Raw genomic sequence first — 21,532 nt, 5'->3', positions numbered from 1 at the left:
CCAGTCTTCTGCGCCTGTAGCTCAACGGTTAGAGCGGGCCGCTCATAACGGCTTGGTTGCGGGTTCGATTCCTGCCAGGCGCAGTGAAGCCGCCATTGCTTGGCGGTTGCCCCTAACCCCGACATTGCCTAGAGCAGCAAGCACGTCCCCGCCCGCATTCGGAGCATCGCCATGGCCGCCTACCAGTATGTCTACGTGATGAAGGATGTGACCAAGGCCTATCCGGGCGGTCGCGAAGTCTTCAAGGGCATCACCCTCTCCTTCCTGCCGGGCGTGAAGATCGGCGTGCTGGGCGTGAACGGCGCCGGTAAGTCGACCCTGCTCAAGATCATGGCGGGGAAAGAAACGGAATTCGGCGGCGAGGCCTGGGCGGCCGAGGGCGTGCGCATCGGCTATCTGGAGCAGGAACCGCAGCTCGACCCGACCAAGACGGTCGGCGAGAACGTGGCCGAAGCCTTCGCCGTGGTGAAGGCGGCGCTGGCCCGCTTCAACGCCATCTCCGAAAAATTCATGGAGCCGATGGAGGAGGAGGAGATGAACGACCTCCTCTCCGAACAGGCGGCTCTGCAGGAAAAGATCGACGCCGGCGACGGCTGGGAGATGGACCGCAAGATCGAGATCGCGCTCGACGCGCTGCGTTGCCCGCCCGCCGATTCCGAGGTGACGAAGCTGTCGGGCGGTGAGCGCCGCCGCGTGGCGCTGTGCCGCCTGCTGCTGGAAAAGCCCGACCTGCTGCTGCTCGACGAACCGACCAACCATCTGGACGCAGAGAGCGTCGCCTGGCTGGAGCATACGCTGCGGGAATTCGCCGGCACCGTGATGATCATCACCCATGATCGCTACTTCCTGGACAATGTGACCAATTGGATCCTGGAAATCGAGCGTGGCCGCGGCTATCCCTTCGAGGGCAACTACTCCTCCTGGCTGGACCAGAAGCGCAAGCGCCTAGCCCAGGAAGAGAAGGAGGAGAGCTCGCGCCAGCGGGCGCTTGCCGCGGAAGCCGAGTGGATCTCCTCCTCGCCCCGTGCCCGCCAGGCCAAAAGCCAGGCGCGTATCAAGCGCTATGAGGAGATGCAGCAGGCAAGCCAGGAGCGCGCCGGCGGTGTCGCCGAAATCGTCATCCCGCCCGGCCCCCGCCTTGGCGGTCTGGTGATCGAGGCGACCGACCTCAAGAAGGGGTTCGGCGAGCGCATGCTGGTCGACGGCCTCAACTTCAAACTGCCGCCGGGCGGCATCGTCGGCGTGATCGGGCCGAACGGCGCCGGCAAGTCCACCTTGTTCCGCATGATCCTGGGGCAGGAAGTGCCGGACGGCGGGACCTTGCGCATCGGCGAGACGGTGAAGCTTGGTTATGTCGACCAGTCGCGCGACAGCCTGGACCCGAACAAGAACGTCTGGGAGGAAATCTCCGGCGGCACCGACGTCATCCATCTCGGCAAGCGCACCATCGCGTCGCGCGCCTATGTCGGTGCCTTCAACTTCAAGGGCTCGGACCAGCAGAAGAAGGTCGGCATCCTGTCGGGCGGCGAGCGCAACCGCGTGCATCTGGCCAAGATGCTGCAGACCGAAGCCAACGTCATCCTGCTCGATGAGCCGACCAACGATCTCGACGTCGATACGCTGCGCGCGCTGGAAGAGGCTTTGGCCGACTATCCCGGCTGCGCCGTTATCATCAGCCATGATCGCTGGTTCCTGGATCGCCTCGCGACCCATATCCTGGCCTTCGAGGGCGACAGCCATGTCGAGTGGTTCGAGGGCAACTTCCAGGACTACGAAGAGGACAAGCGACGTCGACTGGGCGCCCAGGCGACCGAGCCGCATCGCATCAAGTATCGTCCTCTCGCGCGCTAAGCGGCAGGCGGGTCTCGCCGCATCAGGCTGGCCCGTCCTTCCGCTGGAAGGCCTGCAATCTTGACCGAGCCATCGACGCTTCCCCCTCCGGCCGCCGAGGGGTGGAATCCTGCCTGGGTCCTGCGCACCGGGCGTTTGATCATGCGTCCCGTCTCCGGCCGGGACGCGGCCGAGATCGCCGCGCTGAAGGCGGACCCGCGCGAATACGCCATGATGCTGGGCGGCGTGCGCAACCATGAACAGGCGACCGAGGAATTGGCGGCCGATGTCCGCGCCTGGGGCGCGCATGGCATCGGCATGTGGTCGGCGCGGGACCGGGAGAGTGACGAATTCCACGGCATCGCCGGCATCATGCGGCGGCCTGACGGCCGTGGCATGGCGCTGCGCTTCGCCTTCGAGACGGAGGCGCGCGGTAAAGGTCTGGCGCGGGAGGCCGCCATCGCCGCCCTGCATTTCGCCCACGAACGCGCCGGGATCGCCCGCGTCATCGCCGTCGCGCGCGAAACGAATGCGGCCTCCGGCATGCTGCTGGCCAGCATCGGCATGCGCGAGGCGCCGGACCTCGCCTTCACACGCGATGGCTACCGGATGCTGGTCTTCGTCAGCGAACCCAAACTATACAAGGTGGAAAACTGGTATTCGGACAAGGCAGCCTGCGGCAGTGGCTAGACCTGCGGAATAAATCCGACCGAGGAACGAGCCGGGCAAATCCGGTTTTGTGGCCTCTGCCCCTCTATCATAACAGAGTTTCGCGACTTGACCGGCGAAGGGGCGGACGTCCATATCGGCGCTGATCCGGACATGAACCGCTTACCTCACATCCGCCCTGCGGGTGATTCTAGGTGTTTCGACAATGACCCTTCCTTTGATGCCTAAAGCCACTGCCGTCTGGCTGATCGACAAGACCGCTCTGACCTTCGAGCAGGTCGCGGATTTCTGCGGCATGCATCCGCTGGAAGTGCAGGCTATTGCCGATGGTGAAGTCGCCCAGGGCATCATGGGCTATGATCCGGTTGCCAATAGCCAGGTGACGGCGGCCGACATCACCCGGTGCGAGGCCGACCCGAATGCACGTCTGCGCATCCTGGCCTCTGCCGTGCCGGCCACCAAGAAGACACGCGGCGGCCGCTATACGCCGGTCGCCAAGCGCAATGACCGGCCGGACGCCATCGCCTTCCTGCTGCGCAACTATCCGCAATTGTCGGAACTGCAGCTGTCGAAGCTCCTCGGCACGACCAAGGAGACGATCCAGAAGGTGCGGGAGCGCAGCCATTGGAACAGCCCCAATATCAAGCCGCGTGACCCTGTCATCCTGGGCCTGTGCAAGCAGAGCGATCTGAACGAGGCCATCTCTCAGGCGAATGACCGGCTGCTGAAGGAAGGCCGCCAGGTGCCGCCGCCTCCGCCGCCGATGACCGAACACGACGCAGCCTGATCGCCGCGTCGAGGGCCTGACACGAAAAAGGGGCAGGCGATGCGCCTACCCCTGTCTCATGTCTGTGTGGGGATTGTGCCGATCCCGGAACTAGTGGCCTTTATTGGCGGAAAGCCTGGCCATTTCTTCCTTCAGTCGAAGTTTTTCGCGTTTGAGCGTACCGATGGTTTCGCTATCCGGAGCCGGTCGTCTGTCTTCGGATGCCAAGCGCGCTTCCAGGCTGGCATGACGATCTTTGAGGGTATCAATTCGGGCCTGTAGAGACATGGGATCTCCCTTCTAACAAGCACTTAGGGTCATAAGCCCGCCCATCCAGGATGGAACCAGGCGGACCCCCAAACGCTACTGCCATCGCACTGTCATATTCCAGCGGAAACGCACACAATATCGCGATTGCGTCGCTGCAACCGCGAAGGGTATGAGCGACCGAGACCCCATGCTAAGCAGGTTCCATGCTCTCTGATCGTGACACCGTGCTGCGCCGCCTGCATGAGCTTCGGAGCGAGCACCGCGACCTGGATACCGTCATCATTCGGATGACCGATATCGGGGCGCAGGATCTGCTCAACGTCCAGCGCCTCAAGAAGCGCAAGCTTTCCCTGAAGGATGAGATCGCGCGGCTGGAAAGCCGCCTCATCCCCGATAATATCGCGTGACGGATCATCATGACGCTCCACACCCCCGCTTTTCCCAGCCACGAGGCTGAGAAGCTGCCGCCTTTGGTCGGCGTGATCATGGGTAGCCAGTCCGACTGGGTGACCATGCGCAACACGACCGAGACCCTGGCGGCGCTGCACATTCCCTACGAGACGCGGATCGTCTCGGCCCATCGCACCCCGGACCGGCTGGCGGACTACGCCAAGACCGCGCGCGGACGCGGGTTGAAGGTCATTATCGCCGGTGCCGGCGGTGCGGCCCATCTGCCGGGCATGTGCGCCGCCTGGACCATTCTGCCCGTACTCGGCGTGCCGGTGGAAAGCCATGCGCTGAAGGGCATGGATAGCCTGCTCTCCATCGTCCAGATGCCGGGCGGCGTGCCGGTCAGCACCTTCGCCATCGGTCGCGCCGGTGCCATCAACGCGGCCCTGACCGCCGCCGCCATCCTCTCTCTGTCCGATCCGCATCTGGCGGACGCATTGGAATCCTGGCGTGCCGCGCAAAGTGCGGCCGTGGCCCTGGAACCGGTCGAGGAGCCGGCGGCGTGACTTTGACTTTGCGGCCCGGAAGCACCATCGGCATCGTCGGTGGCGGCCAGCTCGGCCGCATGCTGGCCATGGCGGCTGCCCGCCTCGGCTATCGCGCGCATATCCTGACGCAGGAGGCCGACGGCCCGGCGGCGCAGGTCTCCGCCGGGATCACCCTTGGCGGCTATGACGATCCGGCCGCCCTGCGCGCCTTCGCGGCTGCCGTCGATGTCGTGACCTTCGAGTTCGAGAATGTCAGCGCCGAAGGGCTTTCTCTTCTCGCCGACCTCAAGCCTGTCCATCCGTCTCCGAAGATCCTCGGCATCAGCCAGGACCGGGTGCAGGAGAAGACCTTCCTGAACGGGGCCGGCATCGCGACCGCCCCTTGGGCTGAAGTGACGGACGCGGCGAGCCTTGAGGCTGCCATCGCGGCCATCGGCCTGCCGGCGATCCTCAAGACCAGCCGCCTCGGCTATGACGGGCGCGGCCAAGCCCGCGTCTCGACGCCTGAGGAAGCGTTGGCAGCGTTCCATCACCTGGAGCCGAAGCCGCTGGTGCTGGAAGGCCTGGTCAATTTCGCCTGCGAGGTCAGCGTCATCGTGGCACGCGGCGCCGATGGGCAAATGGCGAGTTTCGACACGGTCGAGAACCAGCACAAGAACGGCATCCTCGATCTTACCTTCGCCCCGGCCCGCATCACCGAAGATGCGGCCGCCGGCGCCCAGGCATTGGCTCGGCGCGTCGCGGAAGCGCTCGACCTCGTCGGATTGCTGGCGGTCGAGATGTTCGTCGACCGTGACGGCAGCCTGCGGGTGAATGAGATAGCACCACGGCCGCATAATTCCGGCCATTGGACGATGGACGCCTGCCCGGCCAGCCAGTTCGCGCTGCATATCCGCGCCGTCGCGGGCCTGCCTCTGCCGGAAGCGAGGCGTCATTCGGACGCCGTGATGAAAAACCTCATCGGGCCGGACGACATGGCGCTTTGGCCCCGGATCGTCGCGGCCGACGGCCTCATCCCGCATCATTACGGCAAGGCGGAAGCCCGCGCCGGCCGCAAGATGGGCCATGTGAACCGGCTGTTCCCGAAGGGCAGCCTGCCCGGTCCCTTTGGCATCGACGCGGCCCTGGGCCCCCTGGCCGAGGTCAGCACGCAGCAGGACTGAGCGTCTGAGGGTTGCCGGCCGCTTGGCTCGCACCCTAGATAAGCGCCCCTATCACTCGCGGCCTTTAACCGGAAGATTTGCCATGCCCGCCATCACCCTGCCTGACGGCTCCGTGCGACACTTCGCGGGTCCCGTCACCGGCACTACGGTGGCGGCTGATATCGGACCCGGTCTGGCCCGCGCGGCGCTTGCCATGCGCGTCGACGGCAAGATCCTGGATCTGGCGCGCGAAATCGATTCCGATGTGAACCTCGCCTTCATCACCCGCCGCGACCCCGAAGCGCTGGAGATGATCCGCCACGATACGGCGCATGTCCTGGCCGAGGCCGTGCAGGCGCTTTATCCCGGCACGCAGGTGACGATCGGCCCGTCCATCGAAAACGGCTTCTATTACGATTTCGCCCGCAACGAGCCCTTCACGCTGGAAGATCTGCCCAAGATCGAAGCGAAGATGAAGGAAATCATTGCCGCCAACGCGCCCTTTACCCGCGAAGTTTGGGACCGGGACGACGCCATCGCCTTCTTCCGGGAGAAGGGCGAGCGCTACAAGGCCGAGCTGATCCAGGACCTGCCGGTGACGGAGACCATCACCTTCTACAAGCAGGGCGACTGGATCGACCTTTGCCGAGGCCCGCATATGCGCGGCACCGGCGATGTCGGCACCGCCTTCAAGCTGACCAAGGTGGCCGGTGCCTATTGGCGCGGCGATCATCGCAACGCCATGCTCAGCCGTATCTACGGCACCGCCTGGCGCGACCAGAAAGAGCTCGACGCCTATCTGAAGATGCTGGAAGAGGCGGAGCGTCGGGACCATCGCCGCATCGGCCGCGCCATGGACCTTTTCCATATGCAATCCGAGGCCCAGGGCTCCGTCTTCTGGCATTCCAAGGGCTGGCGCCTGTATCGGACGCTGGAAGACTATATGCGCCGCCGCCTGGACGCGAACGGCTATGCCGAGGTGAAGACGCCGCAGTTGGTCGATCGTGTCCTGTGGGAGCGGTCGGGCCATTGGGAGAAGTATCGCCAGAACATGTTCGTGGCGACGGTGGATGAAGAGCCCGACGTCACGCTGGCGCTGAAGCCGATGAATTGCCCCTGCCATGTGCAGATCTTCAACCAGGGCCTGCGGTCTTACCGCGAGCTGCCGATGCGCATGGCGGAGTTCGGCGCCTGCCACCGCTACGAGCCCTCGGGCGCGCTGCACGGCATCATGCGCGTGCGCGCCTTCACTCAGGACGATGCGCATATTTTCTGCACGGAAGACCAGATCGGGTCGGAGACAGTGCGCTTCGTGACGCTGCTGTCCTCGATCTACCGCGACCTCGGCTTCGAGGAATTCCGCGTGAAATTCTCGGACCGGCCGGACTCGCGCGCCGGCAGCGACGACCAGTGGGACCGGGCCGAGAAGGCGCTGCACGAAGCCTGCCGCGAGGCTGGCATCGCCTATGAGGACAATCCCGGCGAAGGCGCCTTCTATGGCCCCAAGCTGGAATTCGTGCTGCGCGACGCCATCGGCCGGGACTGGCAATGCGGCACCCTGCAGGTGGACTATATCCTGCCGGAACGTCTGGACGCCGAATTCATCGGCGAAGACGGCGCGAAACACCGCCCTGTCATGCTGCACCGGGCCATCCTGGGCAGTTTCGAACGCTTCCTGGGTATCCTGATCGAGCAATATGCCGGCCGCTTCCCGCTTTGGCTGGCGCCGGTGCAGGTTGTGGTCGCGCCGATCGTCTCGGACGCCAATGACTATGCCGAGGAAGTCGCCGCCCTGCTGCGGGCGCGCGGATTGTCGGTGCAGACCGACCTGCGCAATGAGAAGATCAACGCCAAGGTGCGCGAGCATAGCCTGGCGCATGTGCCGGTGATCGCCGTCGTCGGCCGCCGCGAGGCGGAGCTGGAACAGGTCAGCCTGCGCCGCCTGGGTGACGACAAACAGGCGGTAATGGGCCTGATGGAGGCGGTCGACCTGCTGGGTACCGAGGCTCTGCCGCCGGACCTGCGCACCGTCGCGCCTAAGGCCGCATAACCCCCGACCCAGATCTGGACAAAGCTGGCTTGATCACGGCGCCTCTTGCGAAGAGGCGCCGTGATCATTGATATATGCCGCGTCTGGGTGGATGTGATTGCATCCCGCCGTGCGGAGCGCTATCCGTTCCACCCTATCAACATTGCCGACACGTCCTACACATCGACAGGAGAGCTCCATCCCTAGGCCACCCCAAGCGCCCACACCGCCGCGCAACGACGGCCCGCGTGTGAACGAAGAAATCCGCTCGGCTCAGGTCCGCCTTATCGACCAGGACGGCGAGATGATCGGCGTGATGAGCGCCCGCGATGCCATGCAGCGCGCGTTTCAGGTTGGTCTCGACCTGCTGGAAATCAGCCCGAACGCTGAACCGCCGGTCGTGAAGATCCTGGATTTCGGCAAGTTCAAATACGAACAACAAAAGAAGAAGAACGAAGCCAAGAAGCGCCAGAAGGTCGTCGAGATCAAAGAGGTCAAGGTTCGGCCGAATATCGACGAGAACGACTACCAGGTGAAGCTTCGCGCCATGAAGTCCTTCATCGGGGAGGGCGACAAGGTGAAGGTCACCCTTCGGTTCCGTGGTCGTGAAATGGCGCATCAGGATATCGGCGTGCGCGTACTCGAACGTATCCGCGGGGATATGGACGAGGAAAGCAAGGTCGAGCAGATGCCAAAGATGGAAAACCGTCAGATGGTCATGGTGCTGACCCCGCGCTGAGCGCGGCCAGCATCCGACTGATTTCAGGCCCGGCCAGATCTTGATGGTGATCTTGATCTTGACGTCTGGCCCTGATCTTGAATGGATCGACCCCGATTATCCGATCGGGGTCGACTATGTCTGAATTTTCCTTCGATATCGCCAGCCTGCGTGCCGCTTATCTGAGCGGCAGCCTGACGCCTGCGCAGGTTATGGCCGAAGTTCTGCGGCGCATCGCTGCCATCGACGATCCCGCGATTTGGATTTCCCGGCCCGCCGACAAGGTGCTGATGGCCGAGGCCGAGGCGCTGACCGCGCGCGCGGACGAGATCGCAAAGCTGCCGCTTTACGGCATCCCCTTCTCGGTCAAGGACAATATCGACGTCGCGGGCCAGCCCACGACCGCCGCCTGCCCGGCCTTCGAATATCATCCCTCGGCCTCGGCGACGGTCGTCGCCAAGCTGGTTGCGGCCGGCGCCATCGTCATCGGCAAGACCAATCTGGACCAGTTCGCGACCGGGCTGGTCGGTGTCCGCTCGCCCTACGGCATTCCCCGCAATAGCTTCGACCCCAAAATGGTGCCGGGCGGATCAAGCTCGGGCTCCGCCGTTTCCGTCGCCGGCGGGCTGGTGAGCTTCGCGCTCGGCACCGATACGGCCGGGTCCGGCCGGGTGCCGGCGGCCTTCAACAATCTCGTCGGGGTAAAACCCACGCGAGGACTGATCAGCAATAGCGGCATGGTGCCGGCCTGCCGGTCGATCGACTGCGTCTCCATCTTCGCGCTGACGGTGCCGGACGCGCTGGCGGTGCTGGATGTGGCGGGCGGGTTCGACGCGACTGACGCCTATTCGGTGGCGGCGCCAGCCGGCTTCTCCGCGACGCTGCGGGCCGCCCCCGGCACCTTCACCTTCGCCGTGCCGCATCAGGCCGAGCTGGAATTTTTCGGTGACGAAGCGGCCCGAGCGCTCTTCGCCGAAGCCGTCGCCCGTGCGGAAGCCCTTGGCGGGACGCGCATGGAGATCGATTTCGCGCCTTGGGTGGAGACGGCTAACCTTCTCTACGGTCCCTGGACGGCCGAGCGCACGGCCGCCGTCGGCCCGCTGCTGGCAGTGGAACCCGATGTGCTGCACCCGGTCACACGGCAGATCGTCGAAGTCGGGCTGAAGCCCACGGCGGTCGAGATTTTCCAGGCGCAATACCGGTTGCAGGAGTTGCGGCAGGTCATCGCACCGCTGTGGCAGACGGCGGACTTTCTTCTCGTGCCGACCACCGGCACGGCTTTCAGCCTCGCCGATCTGGAGGCAGCCCCCGTCGCCCGCAATACCGACCTCGGCTATTACACCAACTTCACCAACCTGCTCGACCTCTCGGCGATCGCGGTGCCCAGCGGCTTCAAGCCGAACGGGTTTCCGGCCGGCGTGACGCTGATCGGCCCAGCCTGGCATGACGCGAAGCTCGCTGCCGTGGCGCACAGCCTGCACCGGGCCATGTGCGGGACCATGGGTGCCACCGGCTTTCCGCAGCCGGAGACGACCGCTGTTCCGGCCGTCATCAGCCAGCCGGAGATCGAGATCGCGGTCTTCGGCGCGCATCTGACCGGCCAGCCGCTCAACCCCCAGCTACGCGGGTTCGGGGGCAAGTTTCAGCGGACCTGCCGCACCGCCGATCGCTACCGCATGGTGGCGATCCCGGGCCGGATTCTGCGCCCCGGTCTGATCGATATCGGCGACGCGGGGCAGGTGATCGAGGGTGAAATCTGGTCCTTGCCCAGCGCGTCGCTCGCTGCCTTCCTGGCGACCATCACGCCGCCCCTCGGACTCGGCACGGTGCGTCTGGCGGAAGGGCAGTCGTCGCTCGGCTTCATCTGCGAAGGCGGCGTTCTGACCGACGGCGCCGCCGATGTCAGTGCCTTCGGCCACTGGCCCGCCTATCTGCAATCGCTCGCGACATAGCAGCCCTGACCGGGCGTCCCTGACCGGGCGTCCTGCAAAGGCCGAGTGACAGCCCTGCCAGCGCCAAGTCCTGTCAAACTGACTGAAAGCTTGACCGGGACGAGGCAGCGCGCCATTTACGGCAGTACCGACGACAATAAGAGGAATATTACCGATCTATGTCAAAAGAGGACATGATCGAGTTCAGCGGTATGGTTGCGGAGCTTCTGCCCAACGCCATGTTCCGCGTGAAACTCGACAATGACCACGTGATTCTGGCTCATACCAGCGGCAAGATGCGTAAGAACCGTATCCGCGTGCTCGCCGGCGATCGCGTCAATGTTGAAATGACGCCTTACGACCTCACCAAGGGTCGCATCACCTTCCGGTTCAAGTAATAAGAACCTCGGCTAATCGCGGCCTGGTTCTGGCCTCTGCCAGTCCCCGCCGCCTTGAACTCCTTGCCCAGCTTGGTCTGACGCCTGATCTTATTCGCACCCCCGATGTCGATGAGACACCGGTTCGGGGCGAGTTGCCGCGCGTCTATGCCAAGCGCATCGCGCAGGCCAAGGCCCTCGCCGTTGCCGGATCTCTGCCCGACAATCTGATCCTGGCTGCCGATACCGTGGTTTCGGTCGGTCGCCGCATCCTGCCCAAAGCGGAAACGGAAGAGCAGGCAAGGCAATGCCTGGGTTTTCTCTCCGGCCGGCGGCATCGGGTTCTGACGGCGGTCGTTCTCGCCGAGGACGGGAAGCTGCGGGAGAAGCTGGTCGAGACGGTGGTGATCTTCGCTCGCCTCTCCAAGCCTGACATCGACGCCTATATCGCAAGCGGGGAATGGCGCGGCAAAGCCGGCGGCTATGCCATTCAAGGCAAGGCCGCGCGGTTCATCCGCTATATCGCGGGCAGCTATTCCGGCGTGGTCGGCCTGCCGCTGCATGAGACGGCCCAGCTGCTGGGGCTTTGAACTTTTCTGTCTGATTATCTTTCGTCATCCGCGTGACAAGCACGGGGACGGCTGTTGCCAGCGAAATACCATAAAAAGTATGGCATTTTGCCATCGATCGGTATTCAGATAGCGCTGCTGATCAGCAGGAGCCGTCCATGCCCAAAGTGACCATGTCGCTCACCGATCGCGATGTCGCCAATACCGACAATCTGCGGCAGGCTTTGGACGCCCGCAGCAACGCACATGCCGTGAGCATTGCCCTCTCGCTGACAAGCTTTCTCGTCGGTCAGCTCCAGCAGGGACATGAACTCTGCCTTCGTTTGCCCAACGGTGAACTCCAAAGAGTGGTGATGACCGAACTGGCGGCTGTGGGAAGCGTTAACGTTTAACGTTTGCGCGGCCTCGGTATTCTCGGTCATACTGAATACGAAATGACGAGGCTGTCCCGTTATGTCCGGCGCGGAAAGCGACTGGGGCCAATCCCCAGGCTCGACGGAGCCGACCGTCGATAACGACAGTCCTCTCGATTGGGGAATTTCGCCCGGCGCGTCTCAACCAAGTGTTGTCACGCCATCAAGGCCAGAAACTGGACCGCGATTCAGCCGACGCGGCCAGAGTTTTGATTTGTGACCGGGATGCCAGACGATGACGACAACAGTCCCGGTGCCTCGACCCCCCATGTTGAACCATTGCTGGTCATTTATGGCGGCCCGCAGAATTTCTGGGGCGATGCGGTATCCGTCGCCAAAATCAATCACACAAATCGGCTTTTCGATTTTCTCGGCATGCTGACTATCGCGGTGCTGATCGGCGCGACCTGCGCCCTGACAACGGTGCTTGCGATTTTGGCGCCGAACGACCGAGGATTTTTGGTCTGGGCCATCGCCATCGTCAGCTGGATTCTAGCAATCGGCCTCGGCGGCTTCGCTGCTTTCCAGATCCGCGTCACATCGGGTGGAATTCATGTTTCCGGTGGGGCAGTCCGGCAACCTACCCGCCCAGGCGCCCAGGCGGCTTCGCCCGCGCAACAGGTGCGCGGGCGAGGTCGAGAGTAAGTCGTCAGTCGGTCTTAGTAGCGATAGAGGTCGTGCTTGAAGGGGCCGTTGACGCTGCCGGCACCGATGTAGTCGGCCTGCTTCTGGCTCAGCTTGGTCAGCGCGGCGCCGACCTTGGCCAGATGCAGGGCAGCAACCTTCTCGTCCAGCACCTTCGGCAGGGTATAGACCTGCTTCTCATACTGGCCCGGCTTCGCCATCCACAGTTCCAGCTGCGCCAGGACCTGGTTGGTGAAGGACGCGGACATCACGAAGCTCGGGTGACCCGTGGCATTGCCGAGGTTCACGAGACGGCCTTCGCTGAGCAGGATCAGGCGCTTGCCGTCCGGGAAGATGACCTCATCGACCTGCGGCTTCACATTGTCCCATTGCAGATTGCGCAGCGCGTCGATCTGAATCTCAGAGTCGAAATGGCCGATATTGCAGACGATGGCGCGGTGCTTCATCGCCCGCATATGCTCGATCGTGATGACGTCGACATTGCCGGTCGCGGTCACGAAAATATCACCGCGCGGGGCGGCGTCTTCCATGGTCACGACCTCATAGCCTTCCATCGCCGCCTGCAGGGCGCAGATGGGATCGGCTTCCGTCACCAGCACGCGGCAACCGCCGTTGCGGAGCGACGCGGAAGAACCCTTGCCGACATCGCCGAAGCCGGCGACGACCGCGACCTTGCCGGCCATCATCACGTCCGTGCCCCGGCGGATGGCGTCGACCAGGCTTTCACGGCAGCCATAGAGGTTGTCGAATTTCGACTTGGTGACGCTGTCGTTCACGTTGATGGCGGGGACCAGCAGCTTGCCGGCCTTGGCCATTTCCCAGAGGCGATGCACGCCCGTCGTCGTTTCCTCGGAAATGCCACGCACATCGGCCAGCATTTCAGGGTATTTGTCGTGCATCAGCACCGTGAGATCGCCGCCATCATCCAGGATCATGTTCGGCGTCCAGCCGTCCGGGCCGCGCACCGTCTGCTCGATGCACCACCAGAACTCTTCCTCGTTCATGCCCTTCCAGGCGAAGACCGGAATGCCGGCGGCGGCGACGCCGGCGGCGGCATGGTCCTGGGTCGAGAAGATGTTGCAGGAGGACCAGCGCACGGTCGCACCCAGAACCACCAGCGTCTCGATGAGAACGGCGGTCTGAATGGTCATGTGCAGACAGCCGGCGATGCGGGCACCGGCGAGCGGCTTGCTCGCCCCATATTCCGCGCGCAGGGCCATCAGGCCGGGCATTTCATCCTCGGCCATCGAGATTTCCTTGCGGCCCCAATCGGCGAGGCTGAAATCACGGACCTTGTAATCGGCGGCCGGGGAGGTGATGGCAGTATCTGGCATAGGTGTTCGTTCCGTTCGATCTCTGAAAGCGGAATAGCCGAGTGCCCGCCTGAGGGAAAGTTTTTCCAAGCAGGGCCGGCAGGCGCGGGCGTCACATCCGATGCCTGATCCGGCCCGTACTAAGCCAAGCTTGCCGCGGCAGGATCGCGGGAAGCCTGAGGAGACCGCTAGGTTATGATCCGATCGCTGCTGACCGGGCGCCGCTTCGCGCCGCTGTTCTGGTGCCAGTTCTTCGCCGCCTTCAATGACAATTTCCTGAAGAACGCGCTGCTGTTCCTCATTCTATGGGGTGCGATCGGCGCGGGCATCCATGGCGGGGAACCGCCGCATGCAGCCAATGTGCTGATCACTTTGGCGGGGGCGATCTTCATTTTGCCCTTCTTCCTGCTCTCGGCCATCGGCGGCGAAATGGCCGACCGCTACGACAAGGCGCTGCTGTGCCAGCGGATCAAGCTGGTCGAAATCGCCGTCGCCGTCCTCGCGGTCCTGGGCTTCCTGGTGCAGAGCGTGCCGATTTTGTTCATCGCCCTTTTCGCCTTCGGCACCTTGAGCGCGCTGTTCGGCCCGGTGAAATACGGCATCCTGCCGGACCATCTGCCATCCGAAGCCCTGCCGACCGCCAATGCCCTGGTCGAAGGGGCGACCTTCCTCGCCATTATCGGCGGCACGGCGGCCGGTGGCTTCGCCTCTGCCTTGCCCCATGGCCGGCTGATCCTGGCCGGCACCGTTCTAATCTTCGCGGTGCTGAGCTGGCTGGCCGCACGGCAAATTCCGCCGACCGGCGAGTCCGCACCGAGCCTCAGCATCCAGCGCAATATCTTCGCCTCGACCTTCTCCCTCGTCAGGGATCTGAAAGGCGACCGGCGCATCTGGTGGGTGGCGCTGGCGAATTCCTGGTTCTGGCTGGTCGGCGCCATCGCCCTCGGCCTGCTGCCTGGCCTGATCAAGCAATCGCTCGGCGGCGACCGGGAGACGGCGACGCTCGCCCTGCTGCTGTTCTGCTTCGGCATCGCCGCCGGGTCGCTGCTGGCCGCGCGCCTGACGGGCGGCCGCGTGAAGCTGATGCCCTCGGTCATTGGGACGGCACTGGTCGGCATCTTCATGCTCGACCTATGGCGCGTCACCCATAGCGCGGCAGGCCAGCGTGACTTGACCACCCATGTCTTCATCGATCTGCTTCTGATCTCGATCTCCGGCGGGTTGCTGGCCGTGCCGACCTTCGCGGCCCTTCAGGCCTGGGCCAAGCCCGACCATCGCGCGCGCATCGTGGCCGGCGCGAATGTCGTGGGCGCGGGCGCCATGGCGATCGGCGCTATATTGACGGCGGCCCTGCTCGGGGCGGGGCTTGGCGTATCGCTTATCTACGGCCTGCTCGGCATTGCCTGTCTGACGGTCGCGGCCTGGATGATGGCGACCCAACCGAAACAACAAAATCATGGGGAAGCCACGATGGACATGACCATTTTCGAGGCGACGGCCCAGGCCGCGCGCAAACATGGCCGCAACAGCCTGGCGGCGGAAGACGCGACCTCGGGCAGCATCACCTATAAGCGTCTGCTGCTCGGTGCCGCCATTCTGGGCCGCAAGCTGGCGCCGCTCTCCGCCGCGCGGGAGGCGGTGGGCGTGCTGATGCCCAATGCCAATGCGACCATGGCGCTGGTGCTGGGCCTGGTCTCCTCCGGCCGGGTGCCGACCATGCTGAACTTCACGGCGGGGGCGGCCAATCTGCTGCATGCCTGCCGCGCCGCGAAGGTCCGCACCATCATCACCTCGCGCGTCTTCATCCAGAAGGGCGAGCTGGAAAAGCTGATCGAAGGACTGGAGGCGTCACCGGACGGCGAGCGCTTGCGCATCGTCTATCTGGAAGACATCCGCAAGCAGATCACGACCGTCGACAAGCTGCGCGGCATCCTGCAGGCCAGCCGGCCGATGGCGAAGGGTCGCGCCGACGATACGGCCGCGATCGTCTTCACCTCGGGCTCGGAAGGCGTGCCGAAGGGGGTCGCCATCAGCCACCGCAATATGCTGGCCAATATCGCCCAGGTCGCCGCGCGGATCGATTTCGATACCTCGGACAGGATCTTCAACGTCCTGCCGATGTTCCATTCCTTCGGCCTGACGGCCGGGCTGGTACTGCCGCTGTTCTACGGCCTGCGGGTGTTCCAATACCCCTCGCCGCTGCATTACAAGACGATCCCGGAGCTGATCCGCAAAAGCGGGGCGACGGCACTGATCGGCACCGATACCTTCCTGGCAGGCTACGGCCGCCAGGCGAAACCGGATGATTTCCGCACGCTGCGCTATGTCGTGGCCGGGGCCGAGCCGGTGAAGGCCGCGACCCGTGCGCTGTATCAGGAGAAATTCGGCATCGCGCTGCTGGAAGGCTATGGCGTGACCGAGACCGGTCCCGTTCTGGCGCTGAACACCCCGGCCTTCAGCCGCATCGGCACGGTGGGTCAGATGCTGCCGGGGATCGAGCTGCGGCTGGACCCTGTGCCCGGCATCGCCGAAGGCGGGCGGCTGGTGGTGCGCGGCCCCAATATCATGCTCGGCTATCTGCGGGTGGACGCGCCGGGGATGATCGAACCGCTGGTCGAGGGCTGGCACGATACCGGCGATATCGTAACGATCGACGCGGAGGGGTTCATCACCATCAAGGGCCGTGCGAAGCGCTTCGCAAAACTGGGCGGCGAGATGATCTCTCTACAGGCGATCGATTTGCTGGCGGCCGAGCTTTGGCCGGATGCGGTATCGGTCGCCGCCGCCATTCCCGACGCGCGCAAGGGCGAGAAGGTCATTCTGTTCACGGAACAGACGGATGCCGAGCGCGGCCGCTTCCTGGCTTTCGCACGCGCCCAAGGCGCGACGGAACTGATGGTGCCGGCGGAAATCCGCGTGATCCCCGCCGTGCCGATCCTCGGGTCCGGCAAGGTCGATTTTGCCGGGGTTCAGCGCCTGGCGCTGAGCAGTGTCGCCAGCGGCCAGGCGGCTTGAGGCGTTTTGCCCTTTACCGGTCGCCTGCCCCCGTTGAGGCGCCGCGCTGGGTAGGTCCGCGCAACAAGTGCGCGGATGACGTTTTTAATTGACGGCGGTTGAGCCTAAAGGCTCTCGATCGCCGCCGCGATGGACAGGACATCGCCGTCCTCGCCGCGCGGTCCGATGATCTGCAAGCCGACCGGCAGGCCGGACGGCAGGATTTCGGAGCGGATGATGGCGGCCGGCGCCTGCGCGAGATTGACCGGGTAGCTGAAGCCCGCCCATTCCGTCCAACGCGCCAGGCCGGACCCCAGCGGCACTTCCTCGCCCGCCGTGAAGGGCAGGACCGAGCAAGCGGGGGAAATGATGGCGTCAAACCCGTCCAACAGCATATCGAAACCGGCGCCGAAAGCCGCCCGGCGGCCATGCGCCTTGATGAGATCGACGGCGCTATAGGTCGCCCCCTGCGCCGCGATCTGACGCAGGCCGGGATCGACATTGGCCATATCGGCCTCGGACAGCGCCGAGAGACGCGCCGCCGCACCCGCGAACCAATGGCGATGGAAGAGGTCGAGCAGATTCTCCTCCGCCGGCAGGTCGACGGGGACAAGCTCCACGCCTGCCGCTTCCAGGCGTGCCAGCGCACGGTCGAAAGCCTCGGCGATCTCAGGATCGACAGTGCCGGAGGGCGGCGTGCGCCAGACACCGAAGACGAGGCCGTTCAGGTCCGTGGGCGTAGCGCCATCGGCCGGCGAGAAAGACAGCGGATTCTGGAACCAGTCGCGCAGATCCCGACCGGACATGGCCTGCAGCATAAGCTGCGCGTCGGCGACGGTCCGGGTCATCGGTCCGATATGGGCGACGGTGCCGAAGGCGCTGGCCGGATAGGCCGGCACGCGGCTGAAGGTCGGCTTATGGCCGACGATACCGGTGAAGGCGGCAGGCACACGGATGGAGCCGCCGCCGTCGGTGCCGATATGCAGCGCGCCGGCGCCGGTTGCGGCCGCAACGGCCGCGCCACCCGAGGAGCCGCCCGGTGTCAGATCAGGGTTCCAGGGATTGCGGGTAATGCCGGTCAGCGGACCATCGGTCAGCGCCTTCCAGCCGAATTCCGGGGTCGTCGTCAGGCCCAGGAAAACCGCGCCGGCCTGGCGCAGCAGGGCTACCGACGGCGCATCGACCGTCGAGGTCACGCCCGGCGAGCGCGACCCATACTGGGCCAAGCTGTCCTTAACGTAGACGATGTCTTTGATGGTGGTGGGAACGCCGTCCAGCGGACCGATGGGATTGCCGTTGCGCCAGCGCGTCTCGGACAAGGTCGCAGCCGCAAGCGCCGCGTCATGGTCGATACGCACGAAGGCATTGAAGCGGTCCTGCACCACCTCGGCCCGTGCCAGGGTCGCGCGCGTGACCTCGACCGGGGAAAGCTCGCCTTTTCCGTAAAGATCAACGAGTTCAGTGGCGCTCAGACGACAAAGCGCGTCGGCATCATCCAGAGGGGTCGCCGGCAGAGGAGGCTGGGCCATACGGTGCTATCTTTCTTTCGGTCCAAGCACCTGACCCCGCCTCGCTGCCAGACGAGCGTCAGGTATTCATCGCGTCGAAGAAGTCCTGGTTCGTCTTGCTGTATTTCAGCTTGTCGAGCAGGAATTCCATACCGTCCGTCGAACCCATCGGGTTGAGGATACGGCGCAGCACCCACATCTTGGACAAGGTCGCGCGCTCCACCAAGAGCTCTTCTTTGCGAGTGCCCGATTTAGTGATGTCGATGGCCGGGAAAGTGCGCTTGTCGGAGATCTTGCGGTCGAGGATGATTTCCGAATTGCCAGTGCCCTTGAACTCTTCAAAGATCACTTCGTCCATGCGGCTGCCGGTATCGATCAGCGCGGTCGCGATGATGGTCAGGCTGCCGCCTTCCTCGATATTGCGGGCCGCACCGAAGAAGCGCTTCGGGCGTTGCAAGGCGTTGCTGTCGACACCGCCGGTCAGCACCTTGCCCGAGCTGGGCACGACCGCGTTATAGGCGCGGGCCAGACGGGTGATGCTGTCGAGCAGGATGACCACGTCCCGCTTGTGCTCAACCAGGCGCTTGGCCTTTTCGATCACCATTTCCGTCACCTGAACATGGCGGGTCGCCGGCTCGTCGAAGGTTGAGCTGATAACCTCACCCTTCACGCTGCGGGCCATGTCGGTCACTTCCTCGGGCCGCTCATCGATCAACAGAACGATTAGGAAGACTTCCGGGTGATTATGCGAAATCGCGGTCGCGATGCTTTGCAGCATCACGGTCTTGCCGGTGCGGGGCGGGGCGACGATCAGCGCGCGCTGGCCCTTGCCGATGGGGGAGATGAGGTCGATGACGCGCGGCGTATAATCCTTCGCCGCCCCTTTGACGGGAGAGGGCGGTAGCTCCATCTCCATCTTCAGGCGGTCGTTCGGATAAAGCGGCGTCAGATTGTCGAAATTGGTGCGATGGCGCACCGCTTCGGGCGCCTCGTAATTGATCGTATTAATTTTATACATGGCGAAATAGCGTTCGCCGTCCTTGGGCGCCCGGATCTGACCTTCGACCGAATCGCCGGTGCGCAGGCCGAAGCGGCGCACCTGATGCGGGCTGACATAGATGTCATCGGGACCGGGCAGATAGTTCGACTGCGGGCTGCGCAGGAAGCCGAACCCGTCGGGCAGGATTTCCAGCGTCCCCTCGCCATGAATAGCCTGATCATTCTCTGCCAGGCTTTTGAGAATGGCGAACATCATCTCCTGCTTGCGCAAGGACGATGCGTTCTCGATCTGAAGAGACTCAGCAAGGCTGAGCAGATCGGTGGGGCTTTTGGCTTTAAGCTCGGCGAGATGCATAGGAACGCCTTCGGGGGATCAAATCGGCCGGGATTTTATGGCCTACAAGCGACGGGACGTGCTTGATGGGTTGATTGGACGGATATGATCAGGGAGGCGGCTGAAGCCGGTGATGGACACCGCCGCTCTGAGGCTGGAAGGACTCCAACCACTCATATAGGTTTCAACTGGCCCGTCACGCGTCACAAGTCAAGACCCAGAATGCGCGGGAATAAGGGGCTCGCGCGAAAAAGAGCAGCCCTGCCCTAGACGCCAATTGCGGTCGCCCTGCTCGGCCTGATATTCTGTCAGTCGCTCGGCAAGATTAAAAAATCGCAAACAACTGCCGAACCTAAGCCCGTCAGCGGGCAAATCTGTCAAAGGATTATCCTGTCACAAGACAGGGCAAGTAAAACGAGCGGAAACAACAAACGCTCAAGGGAGAGACAAAAGATGGACCAGATGGCTCCGAACAGCCTGCTACAGGCTCCGCCTTTCGCAAAGCGTTATGAAAACTTCATCGGCGGCAAATGGGTGGCACCCGTCGGCGGCCGCTATTTCGAAAACACATCCTCCATCAACGGCCGCGTCATCTGCGAGGTTCCCCGCTCGGACAAGGACGATATCGAACTCGCCCTCGATGCCGCCCATGCGGCGAAGGATGCCTGGGGCCGCACCCCGGCCGCCGACCGCGCGCTGGTCCTGCTGCGCATCGCGCAAGTGATGGAAGACAATCTGGAAAAGCTGGCTTTGGCGGAAGCCTGGGACAATGGCAAACCCATCCGCGAAACGACCGCCGCCGATATTCCGCTCGCCATCGACCATTTCCGTTATTTCGCGAGCTGCGTGCGCGCCCAGGAAGGCTCGCTCAGCGAAATCGACCATCACACCATCGCCTATCATTTCCATGAGCCGCTCGGCGTCGTCGGCCAGATCATTCCCTGGAACTTCCCGATCCTGATGGCCTGCTGGAAGCTGGCGCCGGCGATCGCCGCCGGGAACTGCGTGGTTCTGAAGCCGGCCGAACAGACGCCCGCCAGCATTCTGGTCCTGGCTGACCTGATCGCCGACCTGCTGCCGCCCGGGGTGCTGAACATCGTCAACGGTTTCGGCCTGGAAGCCGGCAAGCCGCTGGCATCCAGCACCCGCATCGCCAAGATCGCCTTCACCGGCGAGACGACGACCGGTCGCCTGATCATGCAATATGCCAGTCAGAACCTGATCCCGGTGACGCTGGAACTGGGCGGCAAATCGCCCAACATCTTCTTCGCCGATGTGGCGGCCGAGGATGACGACTTCCTCGACAAGGCGCTTGAGGGCTTCACCATGTTCGCCCTGAACCAGGGTGAGGTCTGCACCTGCCCCAGCCGGGCGCTGATCCAGGAATCGGTCTATGACCGCTTCATGGAACGCGCGATCAAGCGGGTGGAGGCAATCCGCCAGGGCAATCCGCTGGACCCTTCCACCATGATCGGCGCCCAGGCCTCGTCCGAACAGCTGGAGAAGATCCTCAGCTATTTCGATATCGGCCGTCAGGAAGGGGCGAAGGTGCTGACCGGTGGTGAGCGCAACGTGCTGGAGGGCGATCTGAAGGACGGCTTCTACATCAAGCCGACGATCCTGCAGGGCCATAACAAAATGCGCGTCTTCCAGGAGGAAATCTTCGGGCCGGTCGTTTCCGTCACGACCTTCAAGACCGAGGCGGAAGCGATGGAAATGGCCAATGACACGCTCTACGGCCTTGGTGCCGGTGTCTGGACCCGCGACGGCAGCCGCGCCTATCGCTTCGGCCGTGGCATACAGGCCGGCCGCGTCTGGACCAATTGCTATCATGCCTATCCGGCCCATGCCGCCTTCGGCGGCTATAAGCAGTCCGGCATCGGTCGCGAGACGCATAAGATGATGCTGGATCACTACCAGCAGACCAAGAACCTTCTGGTCAGCTATAGCCCGAAGGCGCTTGGGTTCTTCTGAGCCAGCCTAGCATTGTCATCCGCGCACTCGTTGCGCGGACCTACCCGCTGCGGTGGCAAGACAGCCTTCGACGCCGTAGCGGGACCTACCCCAGCGGGTAGACCCGCGGAACA

Annotated in this window: 19 protein-coding genes and 1 tRNA gene; 16 read left to right on the top strand and 4 right to left on the bottom strand. The window is 63.8% G+C overall.

Annotated features, from left to right (window positions below; all coding sequences use genetic code 11):
- The first annotated feature begins 10 nt into the window (after positions 1-10).
- From ACELLULO517_RS12170 to ACELLULO517_RS12155, 4 genes are all read left to right on the top strand, one after another.
- Positions 11-83, top strand: a tRNA-Ile gene (locus ACELLULO517_RS12170).
- A gap of 88 nt (positions 84-171) precedes the next feature.
- A complete protein-coding gene (gene ettA, locus ACELLULO517_RS12165) occupies positions 172-1,851 on the top strand; it encodes an energy-dependent translational throttle protein EttA (RefSeq protein ID WP_227307630.1) in 1,680 nt (559 codons plus the stop codon).
- A 141-nt stretch (positions 1,852-1,992) separates the two neighbouring features.
- Positions 1,993-2,520: a GNAT family N-acetyltransferase gene (locus tag ACELLULO517_RS12160; protein WP_227307698.1), complete on the top strand. Its 528-nt coding sequence runs from the start codon at positions 1,993-1,995 to the stop codon at positions 2,518-2,520.
- A 184-nt stretch (positions 2,521-2,704) separates the two neighbouring features.
- On the top strand, positions 2,705-3,286 hold the full coding sequence (locus ACELLULO517_RS12155; RefSeq protein WP_227307629.1) for a DUF1013 domain-containing protein: 582 nt from the start codon (positions 2,705-2,707) through the stop codon (positions 3,284-3,286).
- A gap of 90 nt (positions 3,287-3,376) precedes the next feature.
- Here the strand turns inward: ACELLULO517_RS12155 and ACELLULO517_RS12150 are convergent, their stop codons facing one another.
- Positions 3,377-3,553 (bottom strand): YdcH family protein, encoded by a 177-nt coding sequence (locus tag ACELLULO517_RS12150; RefSeq protein ID WP_227307628.1) that lies wholly within the window; start codon positions 3,551-3,553, stop codon positions 3,377-3,379.
- Positions 3,554-3,738: 185 nt separating this feature from the next.
- Here ACELLULO517_RS12150 and ACELLULO517_RS12145 point away from each other — a divergent pair, with 185 nt between their 5' ends.
- The 10 genes from ACELLULO517_RS12145 (at position 3,739) to ACELLULO517_RS12100 (ending at position 12,297) form a co-directional block, all read left to right on the top strand.
- Positions 3,739-3,942, top strand: coding sequence for a YdcH family protein (locus ACELLULO517_RS12145; RefSeq protein WP_227307627.1), 204 nt, complete (start codon positions 3,739-3,741; stop codon positions 3,940-3,942).
- A gap of 9 nt (positions 3,943-3,951) precedes the next feature.
- Positions 3,952-4,491 (top strand): 5-(carboxyamino)imidazole ribonucleotide mutase, encoded by a 540-nt coding sequence (gene purE / locus ACELLULO517_RS12140; protein ID WP_227307626.1) that lies wholly within the window; start codon positions 3,952-3,954, stop codon positions 4,489-4,491.
- The gene (locus ACELLULO517_RS12135) at positions 4,488-5,636 is read left to right on the top strand and encodes a 5-(carboxyamino)imidazole ribonucleotide synthase (protein ID WP_227307625.1); all 1,149 of its coding nucleotides are present in this window, start codon (positions 4,488-4,490) and stop codon (positions 5,634-5,636) included. The genes purE and ACELLULO517_RS12135 overlap by 4 nt, the downstream gene beginning before the upstream one ends.
- Before the next feature lie 82 nt (positions 5,637-5,718).
- Entirely contained in the window at positions 5,719-7,665 is a 1,947-nt protein-coding gene (thrS, locus tag ACELLULO517_RS12130) for a threonine--tRNA ligase (protein ID WP_227307624.1), read from the top strand.
- Between the two features lie 178 nt (positions 7,666-7,843).
- Positions 7,844-8,383, top strand: a complete 540-nt coding sequence (infC, locus tag ACELLULO517_RS12125) for a translation initiation factor IF-3 (protein ID WP_227307697.1) — start codon at positions 7,844-7,846, stop codon at positions 8,381-8,383.
- Between the two features lie 116 nt (positions 8,384-8,499).
- Positions 8,500-10,314 (top strand): allophanate hydrolase, encoded by a 1,815-nt coding sequence (gene atzF / locus ACELLULO517_RS12120; protein ID WP_227307623.1) that lies wholly within the window; start codon positions 8,500-8,502, stop codon positions 10,312-10,314.
- Between the two features lie 158 nt (positions 10,315-10,472).
- Positions 10,473-10,691 (top strand): translation initiation factor IF-1, encoded by a 219-nt coding sequence (gene infA, locus ACELLULO517_RS12115; protein ID WP_227307622.1) that lies wholly within the window; start codon positions 10,473-10,475, stop codon positions 10,689-10,691.
- A complete protein-coding gene (locus ACELLULO517_RS12110) occupies positions 10,691-11,260 on the top strand; it encodes a Maf family protein (protein WP_227307696.1) in 570 nt (189 codons plus the stop codon). The genes infA and ACELLULO517_RS12110 overlap by 1 nt, the downstream gene beginning before the upstream one ends.
- Before the next feature lie 137 nt (positions 11,261-11,397).
- On the top strand, positions 11,398-11,631 hold the full coding sequence (locus ACELLULO517_RS12105; protein WP_227307621.1) for a hypothetical protein: 234 nt from the start codon (positions 11,398-11,400) through the stop codon (positions 11,629-11,631).
- A gap of 246 nt (positions 11,632-11,877) precedes the next feature.
- Positions 11,878-12,297, top strand: coding sequence for a hypothetical protein (locus ACELLULO517_RS12100; RefSeq protein WP_227307620.1), 420 nt, complete (start codon positions 11,878-11,880; stop codon positions 12,295-12,297).
- 14 nt (positions 12,298-12,311) lie between these two features.
- Here the strand turns inward: ACELLULO517_RS12100 and ahcY are convergent, their stop codons facing one another.
- Entirely contained in the window at positions 12,312-13,631 is a 1,320-nt protein-coding gene (gene ahcY, locus ACELLULO517_RS12095) for an adenosylhomocysteinase (protein WP_227307619.1), read from the bottom strand.
- A gap of 174 nt (positions 13,632-13,805) precedes the next feature.
- On the opposite strand from ahcY, the gene ACELLULO517_RS12090 reads away from it, so the two are divergent.
- The gene (locus ACELLULO517_RS12090; RefSeq protein WP_227307618.1) at positions 13,806-16,625 is read left to right on the top strand and encodes an MFS transporter; all 2,820 of its coding nucleotides are present in this window, start codon (positions 13,806-13,808) and stop codon (positions 16,623-16,625) included.
- Positions 16,626-16,729: 104 nt separating this feature from the next.
- Here the strand turns inward: ACELLULO517_RS12090 and ACELLULO517_RS12085 are convergent, their stop codons facing one another.
- A complete protein-coding gene (locus ACELLULO517_RS12085) occupies positions 16,730-18,133 on the bottom strand; it encodes an amidase (protein WP_227307617.1) in 1,404 nt (467 codons plus the stop codon).
- Between the two features lie 58 nt (positions 18,134-18,191).
- Complete coding sequence (rho, locus tag ACELLULO517_RS12080; protein WP_227307616.1) at positions 18,192-19,466, bottom strand: transcription termination factor Rho; 1,275 nt, start codon at positions 19,464-19,466, stop codon at positions 18,192-18,194.
- A gap of 441 nt (positions 19,467-19,907) precedes the next feature.
- Here rho and adh point away from each other — a divergent pair, with 441 nt between their 5' ends.
- Positions 19,908-21,419 (top strand): aldehyde dehydrogenase, encoded by a 1,512-nt coding sequence (gene adh, locus ACELLULO517_RS12075; RefSeq protein ID WP_456304390.1) that lies wholly within the window; start codon positions 19,908-19,910, stop codon positions 21,417-21,419.
- The last annotated feature ends 113 nt before the right edge of the window (positions 21,420-21,532 follow it).

Origin of the sequence: Acidisoma cellulosilyticum, from assembly GCF_020621385.1 — a bacterium.
Lineage (GTDB): Bacteria > Pseudomonadota > Alphaproteobacteria > Acetobacterales > Acetobacteraceae > Acidisoma > Acidisoma cellulosilyticum.
The sequence above is the reverse complement of the archived record's forward strand: the minus strand, read 5'-3'. Positions and strand labels throughout refer to the sequence as shown.

Excerpts from the sequence above, each read along its gene's own strand:
- purE (WP_227307626.1), top strand. The coding sequence starts at position 3,952 with ATGACGCTCCACACCCCCGCTTTTCCCAGCCACGAGGCTGAGAAGCTG.
- ACELLULO517_RS12085 (WP_227307617.1), bottom strand. The coding sequence starts at position 18,133 with ATGGCCCAGCCTCCTCTGCCGGCGACCCCTCTGGATGATGCCGACGCG.
- ACELLULO517_RS12145 (WP_227307627.1), top strand. The coding sequence starts at position 3,739 with ATGCTCTCTGATCGTGACACCGTGCTGCGCCGCCTGCATGAGCTTCGG.
- ACELLULO517_RS12155 (WP_227307629.1), top strand. The coding sequence starts at position 2,705 with ATGACCCTTCCTTTGATGCCTAAAGCCACTGCCGTCTGGCTGATCGAC.
- ACELLULO517_RS12090 (WP_227307618.1), top strand. The coding sequence starts at position 13,806 with ATGATCCGATCGCTGCTGACCGGGCGCCGCTTCGCGCCGCTGTTCTGG.
- rho (WP_227307616.1), bottom strand. The coding sequence starts at position 19,466 with ATGCATCTCGCCGAGCTTAAAGCCAAAAGCCCCACCGATCTGCTCAGC.
- adh (WP_456304390.1), top strand. The coding sequence starts at position 19,908 with ATGGCTCCGAACAGCCTGCTACAGGCTCCGCCTTTCGCAAAGCGTTAT.
- ettA (WP_227307630.1), top strand. The coding sequence starts at position 172 with ATGGCCGCCTACCAGTATGTCTACGTGATGAAGGATGTGACCAAGGCC.
- ACELLULO517_RS12105 (WP_227307621.1), top strand. The coding sequence starts at position 11,398 with ATGCCCAAAGTGACCATGTCGCTCACCGATCGCGATGTCGCCAATACC.
- atzF (WP_227307623.1), top strand. The coding sequence starts at position 8,500 with ATGTCTGAATTTTCCTTCGATATCGCCAGCCTGCGTGCCGCTTATCTG.
- ahcY (WP_227307619.1), bottom strand. The coding sequence starts at position 13,631 with ATGCCAGATACTGCCATCACCTCCCCGGCCGCCGATTACAAGGTCCGT.
- ACELLULO517_RS12100 (WP_227307620.1), top strand. The coding sequence starts at position 11,878 with ATGCCAGACGATGACGACAACAGTCCCGGTGCCTCGACCCCCCATGTT.
- thrS (WP_227307624.1), top strand. The coding sequence starts at position 5,719 with ATGCCCGCCATCACCCTGCCTGACGGCTCCGTGCGACACTTCGCGGGT.
- ACELLULO517_RS12150 (WP_227307628.1), bottom strand. The coding sequence starts at position 3,553 with ATGTCTCTACAGGCCCGAATTGATACCCTCAAAGATCGTCATGCCAGC.
- infA (WP_227307622.1), top strand. The coding sequence starts at position 10,473 with ATGTCAAAAGAGGACATGATCGAGTTCAGCGGTATGGTTGCGGAGCTT.
- ACELLULO517_RS12160 (WP_227307698.1), top strand. The coding sequence starts at position 1,993 with ATGCGTCCCGTCTCCGGCCGGGACGCGGCCGAGATCGCCGCGCTGAAG.